Below are 26891 nucleotides of genomic sequence, written 5' to 3'. Positions count from 1 at the left end.
GTATCTCTCCTTAGGCCAGCGGTTCCAGGTGCTCCTCCAGCGTCGAGCGCAGATGCTCGTGCTGGGTCGGCAGCTTCAGGGCCTCGCCCAGATGCGCGGTATCCTCGTCGCGGTCGAAACCGGGTTCATTGGTCGCGATCTCAAACAGCACGCCGCCGGGCGTGCGGAAGTAGATGGCCCAGAAGTAATCGCGGTCGATCACCGGCGTGACCTGGTACCCCGTATCCATCAGCGCCTTGCGGACTTCGAGCTGCTTTTCACGGTTTTCGACCGCAAACGCCAGGTGATGCACGGAGCCGGCACCGAGACGGGCGCCCGAAATGTTCGGCATCGTCTCGACGTCGATAAAGTCGGCGCCGTTGCCGCCGGGCATGCCGAAGCGGGTGACACCGTCTCTCGCATCAACCTGCTCGTAGCCCATGAACTTCAAGAGCTCGGCATTGGCACCGTCGTCGCGCAGTCTGAGCGACGCTGAATGAAAGCCGCGGATCGCTTCGTCGGCACCGACGCCGTTGCCGGTCCACTGGGCACGGTCGTCATCCTTGACTTCGACCAGTGCGAAGCCGTCTCCGTCGGGACCTGCAAACTGCAGGCGCTTTTCGCCAAAGGCTTCATCGGCCTTCAAACCATCGGCACCGGCTTTCGTCAGACGATCCGTCCAGTAGCCGAGCGAGCCCTGCGGCACGGAGAATACGGTCGTGCCCACTTCGCCCGAACCAGGGCGGCCCCTGGCGATATGCGGGAACGGGAAATAGGTCATGACCGAGCCGGGCGTGCCGATTTCGTCGCCATAATAGAGATGATAGACGTCAGGCGCATCGAAGTTGACGGTCTTCTTGACCCGGCGCAGGCCGAGCGTATCGGTGAAGAACCGGTTGTTGGTGGACGCGCTGGCCGCCATCGACGTGACGTGGTGGAGGCCCTTGATCTGGGTAATCATGTCAAACCCCTTTTCAATTTGTCGGCTCGGGAGCGAGCCGTTGTCTGGGGTGATAATTGGGGATCGGATGCGAATTGGATAGAGGATCACATCCGAACGGATTGTTCATTTTTCGTTGACGAGGTGGCCTAAGCGTTCACCACTCAGACGTTTTCCGGCAGCTGCCAGTCGACAGGATCCTTGCCGATGGACTGCAGATACTCATTCGCCTTGGAAAACGGCTTCGAGCCCAGAAACCCGTTATGGGCCGAGAGCGGCGACGGGTGGGCGGACTTGATGACGAGATGCCGTTCCTCATCGACAAAGGCCGCCTTCTTCTGGGCATAGGCGCCCCAGAGAATGAAGACGACGCCGTCGCATTCCTCGTTGACGGTGCGGATGACAGCATCGGTGAAGCGTTCCCAGCCCTTGCCCTGATGCGCCGCGGCCTTGCCCTCTTCCACGGTCAGCACGCTGTTTAAGAGCAGCACGCCCTGTTCGGCCCAGTGCTCAAGGAAACCGTGCTTTGCCGGCGCGATGCCGAGATCTGCTTCCATTTCCTTGTAGATGTTGACGAGTGACGGCGGGATACGAACACCGGGCCGGACGGAGAAACACAGGCCATGCGCCTGGCCTTCCCCGTGATACGGGTCCTGTCCGAGGATCACCACCTTCACCTCATCGAGCGGCGTCAGGTCAAGTGCGCGGAAATACTCCGAACCCTTTGGAAAGATGAGCTTTCCCGCCTCCTTCTCGGACACAAGGAAGCTCTTGAGATCCGCCATATACGGATCCTCGAACTCGGTTTCGAGCGCGAATTTCCAGGTTTCCTCGAGCTTGATATCGCCGTCCGCCATACAGGTGTCCTTTAGGTGAAACGTCCGCCGCGCTGGATGACTTCGGTCTTGTAGCCATCCGGATCGGTGACGAAGAAGAATTTCGCAAACGGCCGGCCCTCATGCGGCATGTCCGCAAGCTTGCCCACCGTCAGGCCCAGTTCGGAGAAGCGCTTGTGTTCCGCCTCGACATCCTCGACCGTCACCGCCAGATGGCCGTAACCGTCTCCAAGGTTGTAGGGTTCAGAACGATTGCCGTTGACCGTCAGTTCCAGTTCGAAACCGGTTTCGAGATTGGAGAGGTAGATCAGCGTGAACCCTGCGAACGGCCGGCGATCGGCGACCTTCAGGCCGAACGCCTTGTCGTAGAACTCGACCGAGCGAGCTTCGTCCAGCACGCGGATCATCGAATGCACCATCTTTGCCATGAGGGGCGCTCCCTATTGGAGGATGTGGTTGGACTTGGAGTGCCAGTCCCAAGCGGAGCGGATAATGTCTTCCAGGGAATATTGCGGCTCCCAGCCGAGCACGGCCTTGGCCTTGTCGTTGTTGGCGACGAGCGAGGTGGAATCGCCTTCGCGGCGGCCGACATATTCGACCGGGAACGGCTTGCCCGACACATCGGAGATGGCGTCCAGCAGTTCCTTGACAGTGGTGCCGGTGCCGGTGCCGAGATTGAGCTCGACCGTATCGCCGCCGGCGAGCAGGTAATCGACGGCGCGGACATGCGCGTCGGCCAGATCGAGAACATGGATATAGTCGCGGACGCAGGTACCATCACGCGTGTCGTAATCGTCGCCGAACACCTTGAAGCCCTGACGGCGGCCAAGCGCTGCCTCGATGGCAAGCGGGATCGCATGGGTTTCGGGCGTATGCCATTCGCCGATCCGGCCTTCGAAATCGGCACCGGCCGCGTTGAAATAGCGCAGCATGACCGATTTCAGGTCCTTGTAGGTGCCGTAGTCCTTCAGCGCCTGCTCGATGATGAATTTGGTGCGGCCGTAAGGGTTGATCGGCGCCTGCTTGTGAGTCTCGTCCATCGGCACCCGGTCTGGAAGACCGTAAGTTGCGCAGGTCGAGGAGAACACGAAGGCCTTCACGCCAGCGTCGATCGCGGCCGACAGAAGCGTCAGCGCACCGATGACATTGTTGTCGTAGAAACCGACCGGGTTCTTGACGGATTCGCCGACTTCGATCAGCGCAGCGAAATGCAGGATGGCGTCCGGCTTGTGCTTGGCGAGCACTTCGTCGAGCCGTGCACGGTCGCGGATATCGCCCTGTTCGAGCTCGCCCCAACGGACAAATTCCGCATGGCCGTTGGAGAGATTGTCGAAGACGACGGGCTCGTAACCCCGGTCCGCCAGAACGAGGCACGTATGGGACCCGATATACCCTGCCCCACCAACGACAAGCACCTTTTTCTTAGACATCATCGCTCCTGCTTCTTCGAAATCGGCGGCACTATACCGACAGGGTTTCAAATGGGAAGGGTAGAGGCCATATCAGGGGTCCCGCTCCCCATGGCAGAACACCAGACAGCATCCCCGTGCAGTTGATTCTTTACATGAAGACGGGCGCCGCGAACTTGTCTATCCTCGTCAGCAGATTCCCGTAGGTCCTTTGATGCGTTACATCTTTCTCAGTCTCGGCTGGCTGTTCGTGGGTCTCGGCGTGATCGGCGCCTTCCTGCCGATCCTGCCGACGACGCCGTTCCTGCTGCTGGCCGTCGCCTGCTTTGCGCGCTCGTCGCCAAAGCTGGAAGCCTGGCTGATGGACCATGAGACGCTGGGCCCGCCGCTCAGGAACTGGCGCGAGCGCGGCGCTATTTCGCGAAGGGCAAAGGTCACGGCGATCTCGCTGATGGCCGTCAGCTATACCGGCTTCTGGTTCGGCTCGCACCCGGCAGCCTGGCTCGCCATTCTGGTCGCCGCGCTGATGATCGGCCCGGCCATCTTCATGCTGACGCGACCGGACGCCTGAGCTAGCGATGCCGCGACTGCGGCAGAACGTAAGGCACATGCGCTGCCGGCACGCGACCGACGGCACCGGCGATGCCATAGACGGAAGCAATCATCTCGTCGCTCACGGTGTCATGGCACGGACCTTCCGCCACCACGCAGCCGTGGTTCAAAACCACCAAATGGTCGGCAAATTCCGCAGCAAGGTTGAGGTCGTGCAGGATGGCGAGAACCATGCCACCGGCAGCCGCAAAATCACGGGCCGTTTCCAGCACCGAGATCTGGTGGCCAAGATCGAGGCTGGCTGTGGGCTCGTCGAGGAACAGCGCGCACGGCACGCCGCCGACCACCGGCCTTGGCACCTGCGCCAGCGCGCGGGCAAACTGGACGCGCTGCTGCTCGCCGCCGGACATCGACGGATAGGGCCGGCTTTCGAAACCGCGCAGGCCCACGCGTGCCAAGGCCTTGCGCGCTTCTTCGTCCGGATTGAGCGACCCATGAGCGACCGCCCCCATGCGGGCGATCTCCAGCGCCGAGAAGGGAAAGGCCAGCTGCGTCGCCTGCGGTAGCACCGCTCGGCGCCTCGCCAGATCGACCGGCTTGCAGGCCGCCACATCGGCACCGTAATAGGAAACATGCCCGCTATCCGGCACCATCTCGCCGGACAGGACCTTCATCAGCGTCGATTTTCCGGCACCGTTCGGGCCAATCACCACGCTGAAACGGCCGGGCTCCAGCGTTAGGCTGACTTGATCGATCAGCTTGCGACCGGCGCGGCTGACGGTGACGTTTTCTGCCCTGATCATGCCCGTCCTCCTCGTATGCCCCTCATGGCAGGTCCCGCATGCCGATGCCGTTGCGTCCGATCAGCAGGAACAGAAAGACCGGCGCGCCGAACAGCGCCGTAATCACCCCGATCGGCAGTTCCGCGGGTGCCGCAACGGTACGAGCCACGGCATCGGCGATCAGCAGAAGCGCGCCGCCGCCGAGCGCCGAGCCCGGCAGCAGAAACCGGTGCGACGGCCCCATCGCAAGCCGCAGCAGATGCGGCACCACGATCCCGACAAAACCGATCGAGCCGGCGACGGCGACCGTGGAGCCGCAGGCCGCTGCAACCGCGACGATGACGATCCGCTTCAGCCGCTGAACCGGCACGCCCATATGAAACGCCGCGGCATCACCGAGCACCAGCGCATCGAGACCACGCGCCACGAAGGGGATGATCGCCATCACAAAGACGATGAACGGAAGGATCGACAGCACCCGCCCGTAGGTGGCACCGCCGAGCGAACCGAGGCTCCAGAACGTGATGTCGCGCAACTGCCGGTCATCGGCCATGACGATCAGAAGGCCCATGAAAGCGCCCGACAGGGCACCGATCGCGATGCCGCAGAGGATCAGCGCCGTGGTCGAGGTTCGCCCGTCGCGGGTGGCGATGACATAGAGCATCCAGGTGTTGATCAGGCCGCCGAAAAACGCCATCAGCGGCAGGAATTGGTTTCCGAGCAGCATCGAGACCGGGGCAAGCACCGTGCCGCCGAGCACGATCGCCAGCACCGCCGCAAGGCCTGCACCTGATGTGACGCCGACGATGCCGGGATCGGCAAGCGGATTGCGAAACAGGCCCTGCATCATTGCACCTGAGACAGCGAGCCCCGCGCCGACCAGAAGGCCGAGCGCCGTGCGCGGCAGGCGGACGGCTTCGAGGATGACCCGTTCCTGGGTGGTGAGGCTGTCACCGTTGCCCGTCAGGTAGGCGAAGAGATCGCGAAGGCCGACGCCGGTCGGGCCAACGCCGAGCGAAAGAAGGCAGGCGGCGATCAGGAGCACCACGAGAAGGACGATGACCAGCACGCCCTGCGACGTGCGATCGCCCTCGCCCGTGTTGCGAAACGGCATGGCCAGCGCCTTCATCATCAGTGCATCGCATCCGGATAGAGTTTTTCGGCAAGCGCACGACCGGCCTCAGGCGTGCGCGGACCAAAGCCCAGCAGCAGCAGGCCATCCATCGAGATTAGCGACTTGGACGCGGCGGCCGGCGTCGTCTGCATCGACGGCAGCGCGAACATCTCATCCGGCGTGGTCGAATGGTCGCCGCGTGACATGGAGAGGATCACGTCAGGAGCCGCGGCAATCACCGCCTCGTCGGACAGCGGCTTGTAGCCCTTGATCGAGGGCGCGGCATTGACGCCACCCGCCATTTCGATGATTGCGCCGGCTTCCGTATCGGCACCCCCCGCCATCAGCCGCCCGTTGGCGACGGAGAGAACGAACAGCACCTTCTTCTTTTCGCCGGCAATCTTCACCACATCGTCAGCGAGCGCCTTCAGTCCGTCCTCGGTCTTTGCGGCGAGCACCCTCGCCTTGGTCGCTAGGCCGACGGCGGCACCCACGTCGCGGATCTTCTGGCCGATCTTTGCCGCATCCGGCGGTGTCGGGATCACCACGACAGGGATCTCGCTGGCCTTGAGGATCTCCAGCACCGGCGGCGGGCCGGACCCCTCTTCCATCAGGATCAGATCAGGTTTCTGGCCGAGAATGCCTTCGGCAGAGAGTGCCCTGATATAGCCGACGTCAGGCTTGGAATTTGCGGCGGCAGGATAGGAACTGGTGGAATCTCGCGCTACAATACGGTCCTCGGCGCCCAGATCGTAGAGGATTTCGGTGATCGTGCCGCCGATCGAAACGATGCGCTGGGCGTCCGGATTGCCCGTTTCCGATGCCGTGGCGCTGCTGAATGCGACCGCGGAGGTGACGATGGCAAGCGCGATCAGACGTGTAACGCTTGGTGAGGAAGCCCGGAGAGAGAAAACCATGAGACCCGCCCTTGTGATACCAGAGGGCAAACTCGGTTGCGATGCGATCCGCCCCAGCCGCCCTATAACTTGAGTTGACTAGACAAGTTTTTTCCGGTTTTCAAGACAGGCATCAAGAGATAACTTGAGTGCGAAGTGAAACTTATGTGAGGATTGATTCCATGTACATCGCCATGAACCGTTTCCGCGTCGTGCCGGGCTTCGAGCAAGCGTTTGAAGACATGTGGAAAAGCCGCCAGGGCCGGCTTGCCGAAGTGCCAGGCTATGTCGAGTTTCACATGCTGAAGGGACCGAAGGCCGACGATCACACGCTCTATGCCTCCCACACGATCTGGGAAACCGTTGAGCATTTTCTGGCCTGGACAAAGTCCGAACAGTTCCGCGCTGCCCATGCCAATGCCGGCCAGAACCGCGGCAAGGTCGAATACCTCTCCGGCCCGCAGTTTGAAGGTTTCGAAGTCATCATCAGTGAAGACAAGAACGGCGTCCGCGCCGCCGACGCAGCCTGAGGTCCCCAATGGACACCCACTCGGAGATCGCGCCCGACCGCCGCGAACGCGCGCTCAAAGCCCTCTCAGAAAAGCCCGACGGCGTCGTTGAATCGATTGCAGCAGGCGCCGGTGTGACGGCGGCAGAAATCCTGGCAGTCCTGCCGGAGGGGTCGGCCGTCATTGCCGGCAAGGAACGCTTCGACGAAATCTGGTCGGAGCTGACCACCTGGGGCGTCGTGCTGTTTCTCGTTCACACGGAGGACGTGGTGGCAGAGATCGACGGCATCCTTCCGGCCGGATCGGAAAGCCACGGCTGGTTCAACATCCACGGCGACAGCCCGATCGGTGGCCACATCCGCAAGGACAACTGCGCCTCTATCACCTTCGTCGACCGTGCGTTCCATGGTCGCCGTTCCTGCTCGGTCTGGTTCATGAACCAGAAGGGCGCCGCCATGTTCAAGGTGTTCGTCAAGCGCGACGCTGGCCGTGAACTGATGGCGGATCAGCTGGTGAAATTCGAGGCTTTGCGCGATCGTTACGCGAGCCTGTAAGTGATGTAGGTTCGGATTGGATAATTTCCGAGCCTACACGATTTGCGCAGCAGCGCGGATCAGCGGACAACAGGCTCCTTAAAGAGCCGGCACCCATTTCCAGAACACGCCTTCCAATCTTTCCGGGTAATATTTGAACTCGCACTCGAGTTTTCGGCCGTAGGTTTCGGCCTGCGACAAAGCCTCGGCACTGACAGGGCTCATGCCCGTCCCTGGCGCAAACCAGTCTTCCAGAAGATCTTCCGGCACATAGATGCCGGTCCTCAGAGGCAACGCCGTTAAGGCAGCATCGAGTTCTGCGGGTATCGTCCGTGGCGCCATTGTTTCATCCCTTCGATCGTTGATTGGAATCGAGCTCGATCTGTGAGCTTTCAGGAGGTTGTCCGTTTACAAGAATGCCCCACTGACACCGTTGCGTCGAGAAGAAATGGCGCCCGCGGTTCCCGCTCGCCCGCTGCCGACGGCATGAGCGCACAGGCAGAATGGTTCAATCTAGCCAAAAGCGCTCTGGACCCTAAGTTGGATAGAGGTGGGTGGAGCGTGTGCTAACCAATGAGGATAATGTCATGAAAATCGTCGCCTTCTCTGCCGGCCTTCTGGGACTTGCCCTGGCGCTCAGCAGTTGCACGACCGCCGGCGCCAGTGGCGGCGGATCTGACATTGCCCCGATCAAGGGGAGCATCACCTATGGCGGCCAGCCGCGTTCGAAGCTGACCAAATCCCCCATCGGCAGCACGTTTCCGCATGAGTTCATCGACCAGTTCGGCGACCGGGTGAGCGAGACCTATGTGATCGAGCCGGACCGCAGCCTGCGCATCATCGATCGGCACGTGATTTCAGAGTCCTTCTCCGACTAGAGGGCGCCCTGCGATCGACTTTCGTCGGGCGAGGCAGATTGACGCGCCTCACGCGCGCCTCTTGTGGGTTGCAGCCGTTGCACTTATTCCGTGTCGGGTAGATCGACATGGCATGATTGGGAGGCAACATGGCAGACGACGGGAACTGGGCGCCGCTTTCGCCTTACGCAACGGGCGTGCGAGGGCGCTGCCCGCGCTGCGGCCAGGGCCATCTCTTCAAGGGCTTTCTGACGATCAGGCCGCGATGCGAAGCGTGCGGGCTTGATTACGCCTTTGCGGATCCCGCAGACGGTCCGGCCTTCTTCGTCATCTGCTTTGCCTGCGTGCCCTCGGTGGCACTCGCAGTGTGGATCGAGACGGTGTTTTCGCCGCCGTTCTGGGTGCATCTTCTCATCTCTCTCCCCTTCCTGCTTCTGACCTGCATCCTGCCGCTGCGACCGCTGAAAGGCTGGCTCGTCGCCAGCCAATATATCTACCGGGCGCGGGAGGGCAGATTGCAAGGAAGCCCGAACGACGTCTGATTCTGGTGCGACCGGGTGGTCTCCGACTGCCGCTCGTCGCGCGAGTACCGGAACAATTTCCCGCGCCAACCATTCGACATGACAAGCAAGGAGCCTGTTATGCCGGAAATGCAAGAGACTGAGACGGAAGCACAGCGGCGGTCGCTGGCGCTTGAGGGCGCAATGCTGCTGATGATCGACGGCCTTGCCGCAAGAGGCACCATTTCGGTGGATGAGGCAGAAGACATGCTTCGCATCCTGTCCACAAGCTCCGACGGATCGGCCCTCCGAGCCAACAATTCCCTGCGCGTCGTCAACCAGCTGAAGCGGTTGCGACGGGGCGATGGCAGTGCAGCACCCGGCGCCTGAGGCGGACTCACATCTGTCGACGCAGAGATCACGTTTTCAGGAACCTTTTTTACGCCTCACCGTTCACCTCCCAACAGCAAAAGGAGACACTATCATGAATAGCATCGTATGGTTGGTAGGCGCAGTCGTCATCGTAATCGCGGTTCTGAACCTCGTTGGATTCGCTTGATTTGATTGCCCTTTTCCACTGAACTTCAGGTTCAGGTGGAGAAACAAAAAGGCGCCGGTTCTGATCGAACCGGCGCCTTTTTCGTATTGGTGACGTCCCGCCTGGGTGGGTCACTGCCCGCCGTCACTTCGGCGAGCAGTGTGATCAGATGAGGGCTCGCCTATTCGGCAGTCAGCAGTGCAAACGGATGATCGGCAAAGGCGAGGTTAACGGCGATGCTGTCCTTGGCCTCGACGTCCTTGCCGGTGGAGAGATCGCGGTAGCGACGGTTGGCGAGCTGTGCAGGCAGCTCCACTTCCGTCTCCGCCCAGCGCTCGCCCCGTGACGGATAGACGTCGCCGTTGAGCGCGCCGAAGACCAGCCGCGGTACGATCACGATCACGGCTTGATCGCCATCGGTGCGGGCGAAGGCCAGGATGTTTTCGGCCCGGTTTCCGGTCGCCTTGAGCGGCATGTAGTCGCCCTTGCGGAACAGGTCCGGCGCGTCGCGACGCTGGTGCAGCAGACGCTGGATCAGGTGCTGTTTCAGCCGTCCGCTCAACCATCCGTCCTCTGTCGAGGAGTCCGGATTGTCGTTCTCCGCAGGGAGGTCCTGCAGCATGGCGAAATCCGGTTCGCGACGGTTGTCGGGGTCGACAAGGCTGAAATCGAGGGCTTCACTGCCCTGATAGATGTCAGGCACGCCCGGTGCCGTCAGCTTGACGATCGTCTGGGTCAGGCTGTTGACCAGACCGGCCCGGATGAAGGGCTGGAGCGCCGAGGAGAAGTCCGCCAGGAATTCCTGGTTTTTCGGCGACAGCATGTAACGGGCGTAGTCGAGCACAGCTTTCTCGTACGCCTCGTTGCTGTCGCCCCAGTTGGTGCGCAGCTTGGCTTCCTTGATCGACTTCTCGACATAGGCAAGGAAACGCTCCTCGAGTGCCTTGAGGCCGGTCTCGTCCTTCGGCTGCAGCATCGTCGGCCAGACGCCTGCGAGCGCCTGATAGAGCATCCATTCGACCGCAGGCTCCGGTGCCGGGCCATCATCCAGCAAGACAACCTTCGTCTCGTTCATCTTGCGCCAGCGGGCAATGCATTCCGACCAGAGTTCCGGCGCCTCGGTCAGCACGTAGAGACGGGCACGGGCATCTTCGCCGCGCTTGGTGTCGTGCGTGGATGTCCCAGACAGCGCATCCGGCTGACGCTGCAGCCTTGTTTCCATGTCGTGGTGGAAACGCTCGATCGAGAAATCGCGCGGCAGCGGTTCGGCGCCGACTTCGTTGAGTGCAAGCGCCATATGCTGACGGAAGAACAGCGTGTCCTCGACGGACTTTGCCATCAGCGGGCCGGTCAGCTGCTGGAAGCGGGTGCGGAAATTCGCCGCATCGTGAGAGGCCTTCTCGGAGACGTCGTTGCCGAGGATGCGGGTGATCAGATCGAGGCCTGCCTGATCCGGTGCATTCGGTCCCTGTTTGACCTTGTCGACGACGCTCTTCAGCATCTCGTGGCCTTCCGGCGGCAGACCTGTTTCCGTCCCATAGGTCCGGTAGACCGGGAATGCGACCAGCAGTTCGCGCAGTGCCGACCTCGTGGTTTTCTCGTCCACGCTGATGCCATCCGTCTTGGCGATCGCGACAGCAAGTTTCAGCAGCGTCGTGAACTCGCCCTCGAAGTTCTTGTCGGCCATCAGAAGCTTGGCAGCGCGCAGTTCGGCCGCCATGTCGACCGGCTTGCCGACAACGTCGTCATAGGCTTTGCGCAGACCGTTGATCTTTGCGCCGTCCACAAGAGCGTCGGACAGCGAGGCGATGAACTCGTAACCCGTCGTACCTGAGATCGGCCAGTCACTCGGGATGTGCTCACCTTCGCCGAGGATCTTTTCAACGGTGATGTAGCAATCGGGACCAGCTTCCTGGCGCAGAAGCTCGATATAGGCCTTTGGATCGGCGAGACCGTCCACGTGGTCCACGCGCAAACCGTCGACGGCGCCGGAGTGAACCAGTTCGAGGATCAGGCGGTGGGTGTCGTCGAATACCTGTTTGTCTTCGACGCGGACGCCGGCAAGGCCGGTGATCTCGAAGAAGCGGCGGTAGGAGAGATCGCGCGGCGCTTCCCGCCACGACATCAGCCGGTACGGCTGGCGCTCGTGCAGTTCGACAAGTGATGCCTTGTCGGTAAGTTTGATCACCTCGGTTTCGCGGCCCTGATAGGTTTCCGGCGCGAGCGGATAGTAGCTGTCGTAATAGGCGAAAGCCGGCTTTCCGGTCTTCGGGTCGGGCTTCACCGAGATGTCGCCATTGGAAAGTGCAGTCTCGAACGAGTCGCCGAGGAAAGGCAGCGTCAGCGGGCGCGACCAGTTGATGTCGAAATGCTTTGCGAACCGGCTGTTCTGGCCATTTTCAATAACATCGCGCCACCACGTGTTTTCAAGCGATGCGGCCATGTGGTTGGGCACGATATCGAGGATCAGGCCAAGACCTGCGTCCTTCAACGTTTTCACCATGCGATCGAAGCCTTCGCGACCACCGATCGAGGGTTCGATCTCGTTGGCGTCGGTCACGTCATAGCCATGGGTTGACTCCGACGTGGCCGTGAAGATCGGCGATGCGTAGAGGTGGCTGATGCCGAGGCGCTTCATGTAAGGCACGAGCTCGCTCGCGCGATCGAAGGTCATGCCGTTGCGAAACTGGATACGGTAGGTCGATGTGGGGATTTTCACTTGGTGTCTCCGGCGGGCGCGAGGCGGACGATGATAGAGTTCTGGGGCAGATCCGGCGTTTCGGACGGCCAGGCAAAGAGCGTCTCACCCGGCAGATCGGGAAGCGGCTGCACCTTTTCGCCGATGTTGAGCGCGATCGACAACGTGCCTTTCGGGAAAGTCCAGGTGACGGCCAGGAAGCCCTCGTCGGTCTTCAGAACCTTGCCGGAATTGCCGGTGGCCGTTTCAAGCATCGGCACGATGTGCTGCTGGCGAAGGGAAAGCAGTTCCTTCGTCAGCGCAAGCCACTCCTTGCCGTCGCGGCTATCGTGCTTCTTCCAGTCGAGCTTGGAGGCGTCGAAGGTCGTCTTGGCATTCGGATCGGGGACGACATCGCCCTCGTGGCCGGCATGGCCCTGGAATTCCTTCGCACGGCCTTCGCGCACGGCCTTGGCAAGGTCGCCGTGGAAATCGGTGAAGAACAGGAACGGGTTCGTCTCACCATATTCCTCGCCCATGAACAGAAGCGGGATATGCGGCGAAAACAGAAGCGAGGCGTAAAGGACCTTGGTGCGATCGGCACCGGCAAGCTCGATCAGACGTTCGCCCTCGGCGCGGTTGCCGACCTGGTCGTGGTTCTGGATGAAATCCACAAAAGCGACGGGCGGCTGGCTTGCGCTCTTCACGCCGCGCTTTTCGCCGGCATGCGGCGAGACTTCGCCCTGATAGGCAAACCCTTCGGCCAGAACCCGGGCGACGAGCTTTTCCGGCTGCTTGGCGAAATCCTCGTAATAGGCGTGCGTTTCGCCGGTCGCGAAAACATGGACGGCATTGTGAAAGTCGTCGTTCCACTCCGCGGTAAACAGAGGTGCATTGCCGTCTTCGTCGCGCGGATGCAGGTCGATGATGTTGCGGGCATCCTCGGTCGTCAGGTGGATCGGCCGGTCGGTAATCTCAGCGCGGATGCGCTCGGCGATCTCGTTCAGCACGTGGCTGTCGGAAATATCCTCGATCTGGTCGATCGCATCGAAGCGAAGGCCGTCGAAATTGTATTCATGCAGCCAGTAGAGCGCGGCCTCAACGATGTAGCGGCGGGTCGCATCGACGTCATAGGCGATGGCCGCACCCCACGGTGTCTGACGCTCCTTGTGGAAGAAGTCGGGCGCCAGAAGCGGCAGATAGTTGCCCTCCGGGCCGAAATGATTGAGCACGAGGTCAAGCACGATGGAGATGCCGTGCGCGTGAGCTGCATCGACGAAGGCTTTGACATCATCGGGTGAGCCATAAGCGGCATGCGGCGCATAAAGAAGAACGCCGTCGTAACCCCAGCCACGGTTGCCGCCGAACTGCGCAATCGGCAGGATCTCAACCATGGTGATGCCGAGTTCGGCGAGATAGGGCAGCTTCTCGATCGCGGCGCGGAACGTGCCGTCAGGGGTGAAGGTACCGACATGCATCTCGTAAACGACGGTTTCTTCCCAGGGGCGACCGCTCCACTCCGTTGTCTGCCAGTCGTAACTGGTCGGATCGATGACAAGCGAAGCTCCGTTGACCTCGGACTTCTGGGCACGGGATGCGGGATCGGCGACAACGGTACCATTGGCCAGCACGTAGTTGTATTCCGCGCCTGGTTCGACGCCAGTTGCCAGGATCTCGAACCATCCGTCGTCGCTGCGGCTCATCTCGGCATCCTTGCCGTCGAGACGGAGCACGACCGTTTCCTGGCCCGGAGCCCAGAGACGGAACCTTACCTCGCCAGCAGCGACATATTCCGCTCCCCAGGTTTTCGGAAAGCTTCGGAGTTCGGCGACGGCATTGACGTCCGACATGGGGTCCCTTTCATCAGGTTGAGAGCGACCGGCAAACGAGTGAAAGGCGTGACAGTTCCATCATGGAACAGGCAAACCTTTCACGATCAGTGATTTTCGCAGGCTGATGTTTTTCAGCCTGGAAAGCGCTCAGAGATCGAGCAGCGCATAAGGCCGACCTGTCGGCTTTTCGATATGCGAAGCAACGTTATAGACCGGCGCGCCGCCCGGCGTCCTGCCTTCGTAGCGGCCGCGGTGGGCATGGCCGTGGACAACGGCCTTGACCGGGAAGCGGTCGATCGTTTCGGCCAGACGCGACGAGCCGAGGAAGGGGAAGATTTCCTCCGGTTCGCCTTCCACCGTCTCGCGGATCGGAGCGTAGTGGAGCACGACCATGGCGCGTTCGGAGCGAACCTGACGCAGCGCGTTTTCGAGCCGCATCGTTTCCTCGACGCTTTCGGCCACCATCGCCTTGATCGCCGGCTCGCCGAACGAACCCAGCATGTGACGCCCGAAGCCACCGGCAAAACCCTTGGCTCCGGCGAAACCGACGCCGTTGATTTCGACTGCCTGACCTTCGAGAAGGTGAACGCCGGCGTCCTTCAGGATGTGGGTGACTTCCTCGACGCAGCCACATTCATAATCGTGGTTGCCGAGTACGGCGACCATCGGGATCGAGCATGAGCGCAGATCGGCGGCAAGCAGTTCGGCTTCCTTGACCTTGCCAAGGTCGGTCAGGTCCCCGGTCAGGACCAGAATGTCCGCCTCCTGCGAGATCTCGGCAAACAGATCCTTGTAGGATTCCGAGCCGTGTTCCTTGACGTGGAGATCGCCCATGGCAGCGATGCGCTGCAGGCCCTCAGGCTTGTTGCGATCGCTCTTCTGTTTTTCGGCAGCCTTGTCAGACTTGCTCATACCGGGCCTCCTTCCAAAGTTTTTTCGTCGACGCCCGCGCGCAGTTCTCCCTCGCCACCGACGTCGGCAAAACCCCATTCCTTGACGTCGATCTCGAAATCGATGCGGCTGAACATGCGGCCACGGCAGACCTTCATCTGCGGCAGGGGCAGTTCGCGCTGCGCCTTCAAGCGGTCGAGAAGCTCGTCGAGCAGCCAATCAGGAACCTTGTCGCGCTCGGTCGGGTAGATCCAGCGGAAGTTGAGAAGGTGGATCAGCAGCACTTCCCAATGCACTTCCATATGGTTGAGCAGCCGCTCCCAGTCGATCTGGTCATGGGCGCGCAGGATCGTATGCACGATGTCGCCGCCATCGTAGCGGTGGCGAAGCTGGACGAAGCATTTCGACCAGATCAGCTCCGTCGGGGCGATAATACGGACCTTGTGGCCGTTCATCTCGATCTGTCTGGCATTCTCGAACCAGCTGTCGCTGATCGGCATCGTGCCGTTGGAGGCTGCAAAGATCACGTCGAAGAAGTGCTTGCCCTTCTTCACCTTGCCCAGCCAGCGGTCGTCTTCGACCTCGATCTCATATCCCTTCTGCTTGAAATGCGAGAGGATCCGGGCGTAGTCGCCGGCCTTGCAGAAGATATCGAGATCCTTGGTCTGACGGGTAATGCCGGTATAGGCGCTGAGCGCGAACGTGCCGGCCAGAAGGAACGGGATATGGCAATCGACCAGATCCTCCAGCGCCACGGCAACGAAGGCCTCCGCATCGGCATCGGCCAGAAACGGCGCCGCCTTGACCTCGAGATCGGGCATTGCCTGGAGCGGATGGGGCGGCGTTTCTCGCGCCGCCGTCGGTGCGGGGGCGAGCCCATGGCGCTTTTCTACATCGGCATTCATCGGTTTTCTCCGAATGTCAGTGGGTAGCGGGAACAGCGCGTTTTCCCGCTGTTTCCCGCCTGAGCGTCAGGCTCAGCCTCACGGCTTTTCCTGGTTGTCCGCATTGGCCATCGGGCTTGGGCGTCCGTCCGGCTGGTCGCCGTCTTCGCGCTGGTCGATGTCTTCAAGATCGGTCTTGACCATGAAACGGTCGATTTCGCCGCGACGCGCGGCTTCGCGCACGGCTGCCGGGTTGGTCGTTTCCATCTGCTCGCTCAATTCGTCACGAACCGGTTCGCGCGCCTTGTCGTCTTCGTGCTTTTCGTTTTCCATCAGGGTCTCCTTTGACGTCGTCAGGCCAGCAATGTGGCGAGCCGGTGGGGAAACCGCCGAGACGCTGCAGAGGTTCCGTGCTGTCGGGAACCGGGACACGGTTTGCCAAGTTTTGAACGGAAACGAAGGAGGACGACATGCCGGCAAAATCAAGTGCGCAGCAAAAGGCAGCAGGCGCCGCGCTTTCCGCAAAGCGCGGCGAGACCAAGAAATCGGAACTGAAGGGTGCTTCCAAAAGCATGGAGAAGTCGATGAGCGAAAAGCAGCTCGACGAACTGGCCTCCACGAAACGCAAGGGAAAGCCGGAACACGCTTCCTGAAGCTGGAGCGGCAATGTCTTCTCCTTTTGCACGAATCCGTTACACCTCTGATCCCAGGTGAACGGATAAAGGATGAGCACTGTGACCAAGTCTTACGGATCGATGTCGATTGCCGAGCTTTCGACGCTTTTGCAGCTCGGCGAGGTTGATGCGGTTGAAGTGACTGAATCGGTCCTGTCGACGATTGAATCCTATTCCGACAAGGCCGTGTTCGTGACGCTTCTGCGGGACCGTGCGCTTTCCGAAGCCCAAGCTGCGTCAAAGCGCCTGCGCGAAAATCGCTCGCTCGGAATTCTCGATGGTATCCCGATCGCCTGGAAGGACTTATTCGACATCGAAGGCCTTTCGACCACGGCAGGCTCGAGCGTGATGGCCAAAGATCCGGCGGCGACCAAGGATGCAGCGGTCGTCGATCTCCTGAAACAGGCCGGCATGGTCGCGATCGGCCGCACCAACATGAGCGAATTCGCATTTTCGGGCATCGGCATCAATCCGACCTACGGCACGCCGGAAAATCCGCGCTCGACAGACATGCCCCGCGTGCCGGGCGGATCCTCGTCAGGTGCTGGCGTGGCCGTGGCCGCTGGCCTCGTGCCGGTTGCCATGGGGACCGACACGGGCGGCTCGGTCCGCATCCCGGCTGCCTTCAACGGCGTCGTCGGCTACAAGGCAACCCGTGGGCGATATGCCATGGATGGCGTCTTTCCGCTGGCGAGAAGCCTGGATTCGCTGGGACCGCTTTGCAATACCGTACAGGACGCCGTGTGGATCGACGCGGCAATGCGGGGTCTCGGCACACCGCTGACACCGCGAAAGCCCACGCAGCCGCTCGATATCGTCATCCCCACCAATGGCGTGTTCGACGGCGCCGAGCCGGGTGTGGTCGAGGCGTTCGAGGCAGCGATCGAGAGGCTGGCAGCAGGCGGTGCCCGCATCACCCGCCTCGCCTTCCCGTCCTTCGACGAGCTGCCGCAACTGATGGCGAAATACGGACCGATGGTGACGGCGGAAGCCTTTGCGCTCCATCGAGAACGACTGGCGGGTGCGGATGCTGGCGGAATGGACCCACGCGTCGTTGCGCGCACCAGGCTCGGTGAAAAGACCACGACCGCCGACTATCTCGCAATCATCGATGCCCGCGCCCGGATGACGGCAGAGACCGAGGCACTGATCGCCGGTCGCCTCGTCGCCTTCCCCTCCGTCGCCCATGTGGCACCAGCCATTGCGCCATTGAAGACCGACGACGAGGCGTTTTTCGCGGTCAACGGCAGGACGCTGCGCAATACCGGCTACGGCAATTTCCTCGACTGGTGCGGCGTGTCGATCCCCTGCGGAACCGGCGAAGCCGGCATGCCGGTCGGATTCCTCCTGTCGGCGGTTGCTCACGACGACGAGAAGCTTCTGACCGCTGCCATGGGCCTGGAAGAGGTGATCCGGGGCTGACCCCGGATCATTGTTTCGCAGGCCTCAGAACCCTTCGAGCACGATCTTGCCGCGGGCCTTGCCGCTTTCCAGCGTGGCATGCGCCTTCTTCAGGTTTTCCGCATTGATCGGGCTCATCACGTCGGTGACGGTGGTGCGGATCCGGCCGGCATCTATCAGTGCGGCGACTTCGTTCAGAAGCTCTCCCTGCTCGTCCATGTCGGCCGTTTCATAGATCGACCGGGTGAACATCAGCTCCCAATGCACAGAAAGAGCCTTGCGCTTGAAACCGGTGATGTCGAAGGTTTCCGGATCGTCGATCAGCCCGAACCGACCCTGCGGCGAAATCAGTTCGATGATCTCCTTCGTATGACGTGGCGTTTCGGTCGTCGAGAAGACGAAACCGGGCGCGCCGATCCCGAGCGCCTTCACCTGTTCGGCGATCGGCTTGGAATGATCGATGACGTGATGGGCGCCCAGTTCCTTGACCCAGGCCTGGGTCTCCGGCCGTGACGCCGTCGCAATCACGGTGAGGTCGGTCAGAGCCCGGACCAGCTGGATGGCTATCGATCCGACACCGCCGGCACCACCGATGATGACGATCGCATTGGCTGCACCCGGAACCGGCTTTTCGATATCGAGCCGGTCGAACAGCATTTCCCAGGCGGTAATCGCCGTCAGCGGCAGGGCGGCCGCCTGCGCATTCGAGATCGACTTCGGCTTGTGGCCGACGATCCGCTCATCGACCAGATGAAACTCGCTGTTGGCGCCCTGCCGGATCAGCGAACCCGAATAGAACACTTCGTCGCCCGGCTTGAAGGCGGACACGTCATCGCCGACTTCGACCACCTCGCCCGCCACATCCCAGCCCAGCACTTTCCACTGGCCGTCTTCAGCCGAGACGTTCTTGCGGATCTTGTAATCGACCGGATTGACCGAGATCGCTTTCACCGCAACGAGAATATCCCGCCCCGTCGCCTTCGGCCGGTCCAGTTCGACATTTTCAAGCGCGTCGTCCCGATCGAGCGATCCGGCAGTTCTGTAGGCTATGGCTTTCATGGCGTTCTCCTTTGCTTGCAGAATTGATGTAAGCCTCATATGGCGCTATGATCATCCAAAGCCAATACGCACAAAAACAGCCTATAGTGTCAAAAAGGATACCGCGATGGCCAAGGCCCACCATACCAGGTTCGACTGCAGCCCCGGCTGCTCGGTCGAAGCGGCGATCGGCCTGATCGACGGCAAGTGGAAGTCCGTCATCCTGTTTCATCTGCTGGACGGCACGCTGCGCTTCAACGAGATCCGCCGGCAGATCCCGGCCGTGACCCAGCGCATGCTGACCAACCAGCTGCGCGAGCTGGAGGCCGACGGGTTGATCACCCGCAAGGTCTATGCCCAGGTGCCGCCCAAGGTGGAATACAGCCTCTCGCCGCTCGGCCTCACCATCAAACCGATCCTGACCGCGTTAAAGGCATGGGGCGACGAGAATATCGGGCTCTACGGCAAGCCGAAACAGACCGCGACCGATCTGCAGGCGGCGTCGGTTCCGGCCTGAAAGAGGGCCTGACCTGCTCCGCACCAGCTACGGAGACTATCGCAGAGAGACAGGATCGGCGGGGGCAAGACGTTGATCAGCGACTGCGATAATCGTTTCCATAGGGGGCAACGTTGAGACTTTCCGTACTGATCCGGGGCAACAATTACATCGAGAAGGACCGTTTCGGCCTGCCGATGGATGCGCGCAAGAACATCGACTCGATCATCGAGAACATTGTCGCGCCGGTGCGTGAAAGCAATCCCGATGCGAAAATCTACCTCGCCACCTATGACAGCCCGGCCCTGGCCGAGCTTCAGGATAAGCTTGGACCGTGCGAGCTGATCAAGCTGGATGCGCAGGGCAGCTCGCAGATCGAGACCTACAAGGAAGGCCTCAAGCACGTGTTCGCCCAAGACGAATACGATGCGCTCGCCGTGATCCGCTTCGACCTGCAGTTCAGGAAGAAGATCACGGACTGGAATGTCGATATCAGCCGCGACAGCATCTACTTTCCTTTCAAGGAATACAAATCCTACTGGCGTGACCACTGGCGCGTCGGCGACGCCGTGCATGTGATCGGCAAGAGCGCGATTTCACATTTCTACAATGCCATGATCATGAACCAGCTTTCGGGCCGCGCTCACCTGCATCTGATGTACTATTTCCTGCGCACCATGCACGCAAATCTGCGCTTCATCGAAGACGGCTACTTCGATTCCAACACGCTGTTTGCCAATCCGGAATGCGACAACCCGCTCTACAAGATCTTCAACCGGCCGCGACTGACGACACCGTCGCCGTCGATGGGCATGCAGCTCGGCGAAATCCAGGCCGAATAGGCGTTTCGACCTTGCCCGCGGTCGGGCGCGGACGCTGGAAATTGACCCGTTTGACAGCTTGGCACCAGCTTCAAGCCTTAAGGTTCAGGCACTGGATCAACTGCAAACTTTTATTTTGGATACCGCCGCAGATGCTCAATATCGTCGTGCCGATGGCAGGTCATGGAAGCCGCTTTGCAAAAGCCGGCTACACGCTTCCAAAACCGCTCCTGCCCGTGCATGACGTCGCGATGATCCGCCTCGTGATCGAGAACCTTAAACCAAAGGTCGAGCACCACTTCATCTTCATCTGCCAGGCATCGCATGTGAGGGACTACGGTCTCGACGCGCATCTGCGCCAGTGGGCGCCGGGTTGCGATATCTATCTGGTCGAAACCGTCACCGAGGGCGCCGCCTGCACCGTGCTTCTGGCGCGCGAGGCCATCGACAACGGCAACCCGATGATGATCGCCAACTGCGATCAGTATGTCGATGTCGACATCAACGCCTACCTTGCCGCCGCAGACGGTCTCGATGGCCTGATCATGACCATGTCGGCGGACGATCCGAAGTGGAGCTTTGTCTCCTTCGGCGACAACGGCTTTATCGACAACGTCGTCGAAAAACAGGTGATCTCCAACCATGCCACCGTCGGCATCTACAATTTCGGCAAGGGATCGGATTTCGTCGCCCATGCCGACCGGATGATCGAGCGCGACTTCCGCGTCAACGGTGAGTTCTACGTGGCTCCCGTCTACAATTTCATGATCGAGGACGGCATGAAGATCGGCGCCTACTCGATCGGCTCCGTCGACAAGGGCATGCACGGCCTCGGCGTTCCCGAAGATCTTGAGAGCTTCCGCAATCTGCCGCTGTCTCTGAGCGTGACTCAGTCTATTAAGGAACCGGCATGATCCAGATCCTCAGCCATCGGGGATACTGGAAATCCCCCGAGGAAAAGAACACGGTCGAGGCCTTCGTCCGGTCGTTCTCGCTCGGCTACGGCACCGAGACCGATGTGCGCGACTGCCTCGTTGGCGGCAAGCCGCGGCTGGTCATCTCGCACGACATTCCAAACGGCACCGAAATCTCCTTCGCTTATCTTCTGAGCCTCGCCAGACAGCACGGGTCTCCGACGCTTGCACTTAATATCAAGGCCGACGGGCTGCATGATATGCTGGCCGAGGTGCTGACCGCCGAAGGCTACGACAACTATTTCCTGTTCGACAGCTCGGTTCCAGACCTGATCCAGGGCGTGAAGCGCGGCATGACCTCGTTTACCCGACTGAGCGAATACGAGCGCGTGCCTTCGCTATACAGCGAGCCCGGCATCACCGGCGTCTGGCTGGACAATTTCCTGCCCGGCCGCTGGTATGAAGCGCCGCTGGTTGAAAAGCTGCTGGATGACGGCAAGCTGGTCGCGCTGGTCGCGCCAGACCTGCATCGCCGCCACGACGAATACGAACCTTTCCTGCACTGGCTGGTCTCGTCCGGCCTGCGCGATCGCGAAGGGCTCATGATCTGCACCGATTTTCCCGAGAAAGCCAAGGAACTGCTGCGCGTATAGCGCAAGGTCTGGCGCACGAGGTTTGATGACGATGATTAAGGCTGTAATTTTCGACATGGATGGCGTGCTGATCGATGCCCGCGAATGGCATTACGAAGCGCTGAACCGCGCGCTGGAACTGTTCGGCTTCACCATTCCGCTGCACGAGCACCTGACCACGTTCGACGGCCTGCCCACGCGCACCAAGCTGCAAATGCTGACCGCCACCCGCGGCCTTCCGGAATCCCTGCACGGCTTCGTCAACGAGATGAAGCAGCGCTACACGACCGAGCTGATCCATACCAAGTGCAAGCCGGTGTTTCGCCAGCAGTATGCCCTAGCTCGCCTGCGCGGCGAAGGCTACCGTCTCGGCGTGGCCTCGAACTCCATCCGCAGCACCGTTAACCTGATGATGGCGAAGGCGGGCCTTGAGGACTACCTGGAATTCCAGCTCAGCAACGAAGACGTGAGCGTCGGCAAACCCAGCCCGGAAATCTACCTGAAGGCCATCGGCATCCTTGGCCTCTCACCTGAAGAATGCCTGATCGTTGAAGACAACGACCACGGAATCCGGGCAGCCCGTGCCTCCGGTGCCCATGTCATGGTCGTCAACGACGTGTCCGAGGTGAACTACCAGTCGATCTGCAAGTCTATCGACAAGCTGCAGGCATCGTTCGAGCTTCCGGCATTGCAGGTGGTCGCATGAACATCCTGATCCTCATGGCGGGCGAGCCCCGCATCCTTTCCGCAGACAGCTTCCCGACCCCGCTGGTCGAGGTGGACGGCATGCCGCTGGTGCAGCGCCTGCTAGAACAATGCGCGCGGATCACCGGCCACCGGGTGATCATCGCGATGCAGGAAAAGGAACTGCGCCGCTATCATCTCGACGACGTCGTCCGGCTGATCGATCCGACCGCCGAGATCGTTGCCGTCAAGGACAAGACCCAGGGTGCTGCCTGCACCGCGCTGCTGGCCGCCGGCAGCATCGACAACGACACACCGCTTCTGATCCTCAACGGCGACGAATTCCTGACCGTTCCGATGGAAACCATCATCGCCGATTTCAGCCGGCGCCAGCTCGATGGCGGCACCGTCACCTTCCGGTCGGTCCACCCGCGCTACTCGTTCGTCCGGCTCGACGAGCGCCAGATGGTGGTCGAGGCAGCCGAAAAGCACCCGATCAGCGACAACGCGACGGCGGGCTTTTACTACTTCCGCAAAGGGTCCGATTTCGTCAAGGCAGCCAAGGCCGCGATCCGCAAGGATGCCCGGCACAACGACATGTTCTATGTCTGCCCGGTCTATAACGAGCTCGTTCTCGAGGACAAGAAGATCGGCGTCTACCCGATCGACGCGAAGGACTATCATCCGATCAAATCGGACCGCCAGCTGAGCGAACTGTCGATCTGAGAGGTTAAGATGTGCGAACCGTCCTATAATCTCGACAACATGATCGGCGGCTGGTTCGTCGGCGATTTCGATCCGAGCGTCGTCAAGACCGACGCGTTCGAAGTGGGCGTCAAGAGCTACAAGGCGGGCGATCGCGATGCCCGCCACTACCACAAGATCGCCCGGGAAATCACGCTCGTCGTCTCCGGCCGTGTCCGCATGCTGGACAGGGAATGGGGCGAAGGCAGCCTGATCGTCATCGAGCCCGGCACGGTCAACGCGTTCGAAGCGCTGACGGACGCGACGCTGACAGTGGTGAAGATACCGAGCGCGAAGAACGACAAGTATCTCGTCGACTGACCAAGAATCCTGTCCTCTCAACGAACGATATCAGCAGGTTAAGTCGGCCTGCTGAACGGATACCTGCGCGCCGGGCCGGGATATTGCCCGCAAAGCCTTGACGGACGGCTCTGCGTTCGCGACGATCTCCACCCCGCTGAACCACAGCGAAACGCTGGCGAGAGCCCAAAAAAGCTCAGCCGCAAATCATTCGATCGGAGACATTCATGGCCGAACTCTCAACCCAGGCGTTCAATCCAGAAACGCTGGCCGAGAGCCTGATCACGCTGCGTAACGAAGGCCGCAAGGCGCCGTCCGCAAGCTTTGCCCTGCCCCAGGATCTGAGCGCCGGCATGGCGGCACAGAACGCCGTGGCACAGAGGATCGGCGCCAGCGCGAAGATGATCAAAGTCGCGATGTCGACGGACAAGCAGCCGGTGATCGCGCCGCTGTTCCCTTACGTGGAAACGACCAGCGAAGCGAAGCTTCCCTATTCCCCCGGCACACGGTTCGAGGTCGAGATCGCCGTCAAGCTCGGCGCGGATCTGCCGGTGAGATCCGAAGCCTATACGAGGGCGGAAGTGCTGGACGCGGTGGCGGATGCCTATCTCGGCTCGGAACTGCTTGTCACCGCAGTCGAGGAAGGTGGCAGCGTTTCCTTCCCGCTCTACCTCGCCGATCGCATCGGCAATGGCGGCTATGCGCTCGGCCCGAAGGTTCCGAAGACGCTGATCGACACGGTTGGTGGGCTTGTCCTCAAGGTCACCCACGACAGCAGCCCGGTCTATGACGGACCAGTGGCCCATCCAGTCGGAGACGTGCTCGCCTGGCTGGTCGCCTATGCCAATGACGCCACACGCCCGGCGACATCCCTCACCGCAGGCATGGCAGTGACAACAGGTGCGCTCTCGGGCGCGATGCCGCTGCCCGGCGCCGGACGCGTGGTCGTGGAACTCGAAGGCGGTTATCAGATGAGCGTCCTGCTCTCGGCATAACCGGAAATCTGCAGCACGCGACCCCAAGGCTCGCGTGCTGCCTTCACGACGTGAGGACTACGGGCAGGTGTTGACCGGTGCTGCCTTCACGATCGGGAAGCAACCCTTCCACTGTTCGGTGCGCGCCGGCCATGGCGTCAGCGTCTTCGGGCTTTCCTCGAGCTGCAGCACGCCGAGCGCCTGCAGATCCTTCACCCTTCCGTCGAGATATTCCTTGATCACCGAAATCTTGCCGTCCTTCACGTGGGCGATCCAGACATCATTGACGACCTGGCGGTTGCCGCGCTGAAACGTGCGGAACTGCAGCTCGACCGCGATCCGGCCGGTCGTCGTATCGATGAAGAACGCGTCTTCCGGAAGGTAGATGCTGGTATCCTTCGCCGCCTTGCAGAACGTATCGAGGTCGGCCAGCATCTTGTCGCGACCGGTGATGCTGCTGGTCGGGTAGGAGAACGCCACGTCCTCCGTAACGGCATTCGTCATCAGCTCGCGATTGCAGGACGCCCAGGCGGAGGCGAGGTCGAAGACCAGGTTCTCCATGGCGGCACGCGCGGGATCAGTGGACGGCGTGCCCGCGTAGGTCACACCGGGACGGATGTCCGCGGCTTGAGCCGAGCCGACGGAGGCGACAAGGAGAGCGGCGGAGAGAGTTTTGAGCACGAAAGTGCGCAGATGGAAGGTCATTACGAGTTCCCCGGTTTGTTCGTTTATCGAACTTGTGTTCGGATATGAGTAGAAAAGCGTAAATTCTGGTGCAGTGCAATATCACCGTGTCGAGATCTTGCTGATTTCCATCAAGACGATCCGAGCGCCGCATCTGCGACATTGCGCATCAGGCAGGCCGTGGTGACCGGACCGACGCCATCCGGCACATGCGTCACCGTGACGTTGCGCCCAGCAACCGCGTCGAGATCGACATCCCCGACAAGTCCGTTAGGGCCGCGATTGATCGAGACGTCAAGCACGATCGCGCCATCGCTCAGATGGTCGGAACCGATCAGCCCGGCAACGCCCGCAGCCGTCACGACGATATCGGCGCGGCGCGTATGAGCCGCCAGATCCCGGGTCGCCGCATGCGCGATCGTCACGGTCGCCTCCGCATCCAGCAGCATATTGGCGAGTGGACGAGCGACGATGCGCGATGCTCCGACCAGCACGATCTCGCGTCCCCTGAGCGAACCGTCCAGCGCCTGCGCCATCAAGAGACAAGCCTTCGCCGTCGCCGACGGGCGCGTCATAGCACCGAGCGCGAGATCACCCGCGTTGAGCGGATGCAGCCCGTCCACGTCCTTGTCCGACCCAATCAGAAGCGCAGCAGTGCGCGCATCCATGCCCGCCGGCAACGGATAGAGCGTCGCGACTGCATCGATCTCATCCAGCGCTGCCAGCGTTTCCAGCCGCGCCGTCAGCGCGCCGACATCCGACGGATAGGCTTCGAGCTGCAGATCTATGCCGACTTCCTCCGCGGAGGCCTGCTGCCGACGGGTATACGCGGCCATGCCTGGATTGCTGTCATCGAGCAGCACGACGCAGCGAACCGAGCGGCCGCTTGCCGAAATGCGCCGGCGCGTTTCGGCATTGATCCCGGCTGCAATTTCGAACCCGGTGACGATCTCAAGCATGTGATTTCCCTAGAGTGTGGAGGCGATCTGCCCGGCGCAGACCTTCAGCCGTGCCGCCATATCGGCCAGCGCCGCCTCGTCATACTGTCCATGCTCGAAGATGATCGACACGGCACCGACGACCTCGCCGATGCCGGGGTGAAACACGGGCGCCGCGAGCGACGCGACACCGCTCACATATTCGCTGTCGGTCAGCGCGTAGCCGCGCTTGCGGATCTGTTTTAGCGCCTCCTCCAGACGATCCCGGTGGGTCTCGGTCTGGTCGGTATGGGCTGAGAAGGCGGCACTATCGAGGATCGCATCGAGCCGGACGGTATCGAGGAATGCGAGGATCGCACGCCCCGAAGCTGTCGGCAGCAACGGCACCCGCGTGCCTGTCGTGACCCGGTTGAGCGTGAATTTCGACGGTAGGAAAGCATGGGCGACATAAACGGCATCCGTCTCGTCCAGCATCGCATAGGAGACGGATTCGCCGACCTCCTGCGCCGCATTGCGCAGCACCGGCTGGATGATCTGCGGAATGCCCCGGCCCTCGATGAAACCCTGGCTCAGCCGCAGCACATGCGGGGTCAGCTCGTAGCGGCCGCGATCGCAGGCGAGATAGCCGAGCTGTTCCAGCGTCCGCACCAGCCGCCGTGCAACGGCGCGGTTGAGCTGGACCTTGTCGGCGATCTCGGTGATCGTGATGGCGCGATCCTTCGCATCGAAAGCAAGCAGGACCGCAAGCCCCTTGGCGAAGGTCAGCGAGACTTCCTTGTCGTTTTCATCCAGCACCGGCGCTCCTTCCAGATCAGAGCTTCAGCCCCGATCTGCCTATCTTTTCCGCACCGCAACATTTTTC

The 26891-nt window shown here is 61.2% G+C and carries 33 protein-coding genes; 16 read left to right on the top strand and 17 right to left on the bottom strand.

Annotated elements, in window-relative coordinates:
• Window positions 1-10 precede the first annotated feature (10 nt).
• From G6K99_RS08695 to galE, 4 genes are all read right to left on the bottom strand, one after another.
• Window positions 11-940 carry a VOC family protein gene (locus G6K99_RS08695; RefSeq protein WP_113109868.1) on the bottom strand — a complete coding sequence of 310 codons (930 nt, stop codon included), beginning with the start codon at window positions 938-940 and terminating at the stop codon, window positions 11-13.
• Between the two features lie 143 nt (window positions 941-1083).
• Window positions 1084-1776 (bottom strand): uracil-DNA glycosylase, encoded by a 693-nt coding sequence (gene ung / locus G6K99_RS08690; RefSeq protein ID WP_174196309.1) that lies wholly within the window; start codon window positions 1774-1776, stop codon window positions 1084-1086.
• Window positions 1777-1787: 11 nt separating this feature from the next.
• Window positions 1788-2183, bottom strand: coding sequence for a VOC family protein (locus G6K99_RS08685; RefSeq protein ID WP_174196308.1), 396 nt, complete (start codon window positions 2181-2183; stop codon window positions 1788-1790).
• 12 nt (window positions 2184-2195) lie between these two features.
• A complete protein-coding gene (galE, locus tag G6K99_RS08680) occupies window positions 2196-3185 on the bottom strand; it encodes a UDP-glucose 4-epimerase GalE (protein ID WP_174196307.1) in 990 nt (329 codons plus the stop codon).
• Between the two features lie 193 nt (window positions 3186-3378).
• Between galE and G6K99_RS08675 the strand changes: the two genes are divergently transcribed.
• Window positions 3379-3735 (top strand): YbaN family protein, encoded by a 357-nt coding sequence (locus G6K99_RS08675; RefSeq protein WP_062582604.1) that lies wholly within the window; start codon window positions 3379-3381, stop codon window positions 3733-3735.
• Between the two features lies 1 nt (window position 3736).
• Here G6K99_RS08675 and G6K99_RS08670 read toward each other — a convergent pair whose 3' ends face one another.
• The 3 genes from G6K99_RS08670 to G6K99_RS08660 are packed head-to-tail and all read right to left on the bottom strand — an operon-like array spanning window position 3737 to window position 6529.
• Window positions 3737-4519 carry a heme ABC transporter ATP-binding protein gene (locus tag G6K99_RS08670; protein ID WP_174196306.1) on the bottom strand — a complete coding sequence of 261 codons (783 nt, stop codon included), beginning with the start codon at window positions 4517-4519 and terminating at the stop codon, window positions 3737-3739.
• A gap of 22 nt (window positions 4520-4541) precedes the next feature.
• Window positions 4542-5630 carry an iron ABC transporter permease gene (locus tag G6K99_RS08665; protein ID WP_082476258.1) on the bottom strand — a complete coding sequence of 363 codons (1089 nt, stop codon included), beginning with the start codon at window positions 5628-5630 and terminating at the stop codon, window positions 4542-4544.
• Entirely contained in the window at window positions 5630-6529 is a 900-nt protein-coding gene (locus tag G6K99_RS08660) for a hemin ABC transporter substrate-binding protein (RefSeq protein ID WP_174196305.1), read from the bottom strand. The genes G6K99_RS08665 and G6K99_RS08660 overlap by 1 nt, the downstream gene beginning before the upstream one ends.
• 161 nt (window positions 6530-6690) lie before the next feature.
• Here G6K99_RS08660 and G6K99_RS08655 point away from each other — a divergent pair, with 161 nt between their 5' ends.
• Together G6K99_RS08655 and hutX are read left to right on the top strand one after the other, a co-directional pair.
• On the top strand, window positions 6691-7038 hold the full coding sequence (locus tag G6K99_RS08655) for an antibiotic biosynthesis monooxygenase (protein ID WP_174196304.1): 348 nt from the start codon (window positions 6691-6693) through the stop codon (window positions 7036-7038).
• An 8-nt stretch (window positions 7039-7046) separates the two neighbouring features.
• Window positions 7047-7571, top strand: a complete 525-nt coding sequence (gene hutX, locus G6K99_RS08650) for a heme utilization cystosolic carrier protein HutX (protein ID WP_062455138.1) — start codon at window positions 7047-7049, stop codon at window positions 7569-7571.
• Between the two features lie 78 nt (window positions 7572-7649).
• Here hutX and G6K99_RS08645 read toward each other — a convergent pair whose 3' ends face one another.
• Window positions 7650-7892 carry a hypothetical protein gene (locus G6K99_RS08645; protein ID WP_062455136.1) on the bottom strand — a complete coding sequence of 81 codons (243 nt, stop codon included), beginning with the start codon at window positions 7890-7892 and terminating at the stop codon, window positions 7650-7652.
• Window positions 7893-8137: 245 nt separating this feature from the next.
• On the opposite strand from G6K99_RS08645, the gene G6K99_RS08640 reads away from it, so the two are divergent.
• From G6K99_RS08640 to G6K99_RS08630, 3 genes are all read left to right on the top strand, one after another.
• Window positions 8138-8428, top strand: coding sequence for a hypothetical protein (locus G6K99_RS08640; protein WP_062455134.1), 291 nt, complete (start codon window positions 8138-8140; stop codon window positions 8426-8428).
• A gap of 128 nt (window positions 8429-8556) precedes the next feature.
• Window positions 8557-8949 carry a DUF983 domain-containing protein gene (locus G6K99_RS08635; RefSeq protein ID WP_062455132.1) on the top strand — a complete coding sequence of 131 codons (393 nt, stop codon included), beginning with the start codon at window positions 8557-8559 and terminating at the stop codon, window positions 8947-8949.
• A gap of 99 nt (window positions 8950-9048) precedes the next feature.
• Window positions 9049-9297: a hypothetical protein gene (locus G6K99_RS08630; RefSeq protein ID WP_139283784.1), complete on the top strand. Its 249-nt coding sequence runs from the start codon at window positions 9049-9051 to the stop codon at window positions 9295-9297.
• Between the two features lie 329 nt (window positions 9298-9626).
• Here G6K99_RS08630 and treY read toward each other — a convergent pair whose 3' ends face one another.
• The 5 genes from treY to G6K99_RS08605 all read right to left on the bottom strand — a co-directional run bounded on the left by treY (window position 9627) and on the right by G6K99_RS08605 (window position 16062).
• Complete coding sequence (gene treY, locus G6K99_RS08625; RefSeq protein ID WP_174196303.1) at window positions 9627-12164, bottom strand: malto-oligosyltrehalose synthase; 2538 nt, start codon at window positions 12162-12164, stop codon at window positions 9627-9629.
• The gene (gene treZ, locus G6K99_RS08620) at window positions 12161-13972 is read right to left on the bottom strand and encodes a malto-oligosyltrehalose trehalohydrolase (protein ID WP_174196302.1); all 1812 of its coding nucleotides are present in this window, start codon (window positions 13970-13972) and stop codon (window positions 12161-12163) included. The genes treY and treZ overlap by 4 nt, the downstream gene beginning before the upstream one ends.
• 129 nt (window positions 13973-14101) lie before the next feature.
• Complete coding sequence (locus tag G6K99_RS08615) at window positions 14102-14788, bottom strand: metallophosphoesterase (RefSeq protein WP_062457815.1); 687 nt, start codon at window positions 14786-14788, stop codon at window positions 14102-14104.
• A gap of 74 nt (window positions 14789-14862) precedes the next feature.
• On the bottom strand, window positions 14863-15666 hold the full coding sequence (locus tag G6K99_RS08610; protein ID WP_062457812.1) for a nucleotidyltransferase family protein: 804 nt from the start codon (window positions 15664-15666) through the stop codon (window positions 14863-14865).
• Window positions 15667-15828: 162 nt separating this feature from the next.
• Window positions 15829-16062, bottom strand: a complete 234-nt coding sequence (locus tag G6K99_RS08605) for a hypothetical protein (protein ID WP_062455125.1) — start codon at window positions 16060-16062, stop codon at window positions 15829-15831.
• Between the two features lie 137 nt (window positions 16063-16199).
• Here G6K99_RS08605 and G6K99_RS08600 point away from each other — a divergent pair, with 137 nt between their 5' ends.
• Both G6K99_RS08600 and G6K99_RS08595 read left to right on the top strand, forming a co-directional pair.
• Window positions 16200-16382 (top strand): DUF3008 family protein, encoded by a 183-nt coding sequence (locus tag G6K99_RS08600; RefSeq protein WP_062582591.1) that lies wholly within the window; start codon window positions 16200-16202, stop codon window positions 16380-16382.
• Window positions 16383-16463: 81 nt separating this feature from the next.
• A complete protein-coding gene (locus tag G6K99_RS08595) occupies window positions 16464-17825 on the top strand; it encodes an amidase (RefSeq protein ID WP_174196799.1) in 1362 nt (453 codons plus the stop codon).
• A 24-nt stretch (window positions 17826-17849) separates the two neighbouring features.
• Here the strand turns inward: G6K99_RS08595 and G6K99_RS08590 are convergent, their stop codons facing one another.
• Window positions 17850-18863, bottom strand: a complete 1014-nt coding sequence (locus G6K99_RS08590) for a zinc-binding alcohol dehydrogenase family protein (RefSeq protein WP_174196301.1) — start codon at window positions 18861-18863, stop codon at window positions 17850-17852.
• Window positions 18864-18969: 106 nt separating this feature from the next.
• Here G6K99_RS08590 and G6K99_RS08585 point away from each other — a divergent pair, with 106 nt between their 5' ends.
• The 8 genes from G6K99_RS08585 to G6K99_RS08550 all read left to right on the top strand — a co-directional run bounded on the left by G6K99_RS08585 (window position 18970) and on the right by G6K99_RS08550 (window position 24428).
• Window positions 18970-19359, top strand: a complete 390-nt coding sequence (locus tag G6K99_RS08585; protein WP_174196300.1) for a helix-turn-helix domain-containing protein — start codon at window positions 18970-18972, stop codon at window positions 19357-19359.
• Window positions 19360-19472: 113 nt separating this feature from the next.
• The gene (locus G6K99_RS08580; protein ID WP_062455117.1) at window positions 19473-20180 is read left to right on the top strand and encodes a hypothetical protein; all 708 of its coding nucleotides are present in this window, start codon (window positions 19473-19475) and stop codon (window positions 20178-20180) included.
• Window positions 20181-20311: 131 nt separating this feature from the next.
• Window positions 20312-21073 carry a glycosyltransferase family 2 protein gene (locus G6K99_RS08575; RefSeq protein ID WP_113165540.1) on the top strand — a complete coding sequence of 254 codons (762 nt, stop codon included), beginning with the start codon at window positions 20312-20314 and terminating at the stop codon, window positions 21071-21073.
• Window positions 21070-21726, top strand: a complete 657-nt coding sequence (locus G6K99_RS08570) for a hypothetical protein (protein ID WP_062455113.1) — start codon at window positions 21070-21072, stop codon at window positions 21724-21726. Before G6K99_RS08575 ends, G6K99_RS08570 begins: the two co-directional genes overlap by 4 nt.
• Window positions 21727-21751: 25 nt before the next feature.
• Window positions 21752-22411, top strand: coding sequence for an HAD family phosphatase (locus tag G6K99_RS08565; RefSeq protein WP_174196299.1), 660 nt, complete (start codon window positions 21752-21754; stop codon window positions 22409-22411).
• Complete coding sequence (locus G6K99_RS08560; RefSeq protein WP_062455111.1) at window positions 22408-23115, top strand: glycosyltransferase family 2 protein; 708 nt, start codon at window positions 22408-22410, stop codon at window positions 23113-23115. The genes G6K99_RS08565 and G6K99_RS08560 overlap by 4 nt, the downstream gene beginning before the upstream one ends.
• Window positions 23116-23124: 9 nt before the next feature.
• Window positions 23125-23454, top strand: a complete 330-nt coding sequence (locus G6K99_RS08555; RefSeq protein ID WP_174196298.1) for a hypothetical protein — start codon at window positions 23125-23127, stop codon at window positions 23452-23454.
• A 206-nt stretch (window positions 23455-23660) separates the two neighbouring features.
• The gene (locus tag G6K99_RS08550; RefSeq protein ID WP_174196297.1) at window positions 23661-24428 is read left to right on the top strand and encodes a 2-keto-4-pentenoate hydratase; all 768 of its coding nucleotides are present in this window, start codon (window positions 23661-23663) and stop codon (window positions 24426-24428) included.
• Between the two features lie 57 nt (window positions 24429-24485).
• Here G6K99_RS08550 and G6K99_RS08545 read toward each other — a convergent pair whose 3' ends face one another.
• The 3 genes from G6K99_RS08545 to G6K99_RS08535 all read right to left on the bottom strand — a co-directional run bounded on the left by G6K99_RS08545 (window position 24486) and on the right by G6K99_RS08535 (window position 26824).
• Window positions 24486-25112, bottom strand: coding sequence for a nuclear transport factor 2 family protein (locus G6K99_RS08545; RefSeq protein ID WP_180215468.1), 627 nt, complete (start codon window positions 25110-25112; stop codon window positions 24486-24488).
• A 110-nt stretch (window positions 25113-25222) separates the two neighbouring features.
• Window positions 25223-26050 (bottom strand): bifunctional 5,10-methylenetetrahydrofolate dehydrogenase/5,10-methenyltetrahydrofolate cyclohydrolase, encoded by an 828-nt coding sequence (locus G6K99_RS08540; protein WP_174196296.1) that lies wholly within the window; start codon window positions 26048-26050, stop codon window positions 25223-25225.
• A gap of 9 nt (window positions 26051-26059) precedes the next feature.
• Window positions 26060-26824, bottom strand: a complete 765-nt coding sequence (locus G6K99_RS08535) for an IclR family transcriptional regulator (RefSeq protein ID WP_174196295.1) — start codon at window positions 26822-26824, stop codon at window positions 26060-26062.
• Between the last annotated feature and the right edge of the window lie 67 nt (window positions 26825-26891).

Source organism: Neorhizobium sp. AL 9.2.2, assembly GCF_013317225.1.
Taxonomy (GTDB): Bacteria; Pseudomonadota; Alphaproteobacteria; order Rhizobiales; family Rhizobiaceae; genus Neorhizobium; species Neorhizobium soli.
Note: the sequence above shows the minus strand (reverse complement) of the source record. Positions and strands in the feature narration are given on the sequence as shown.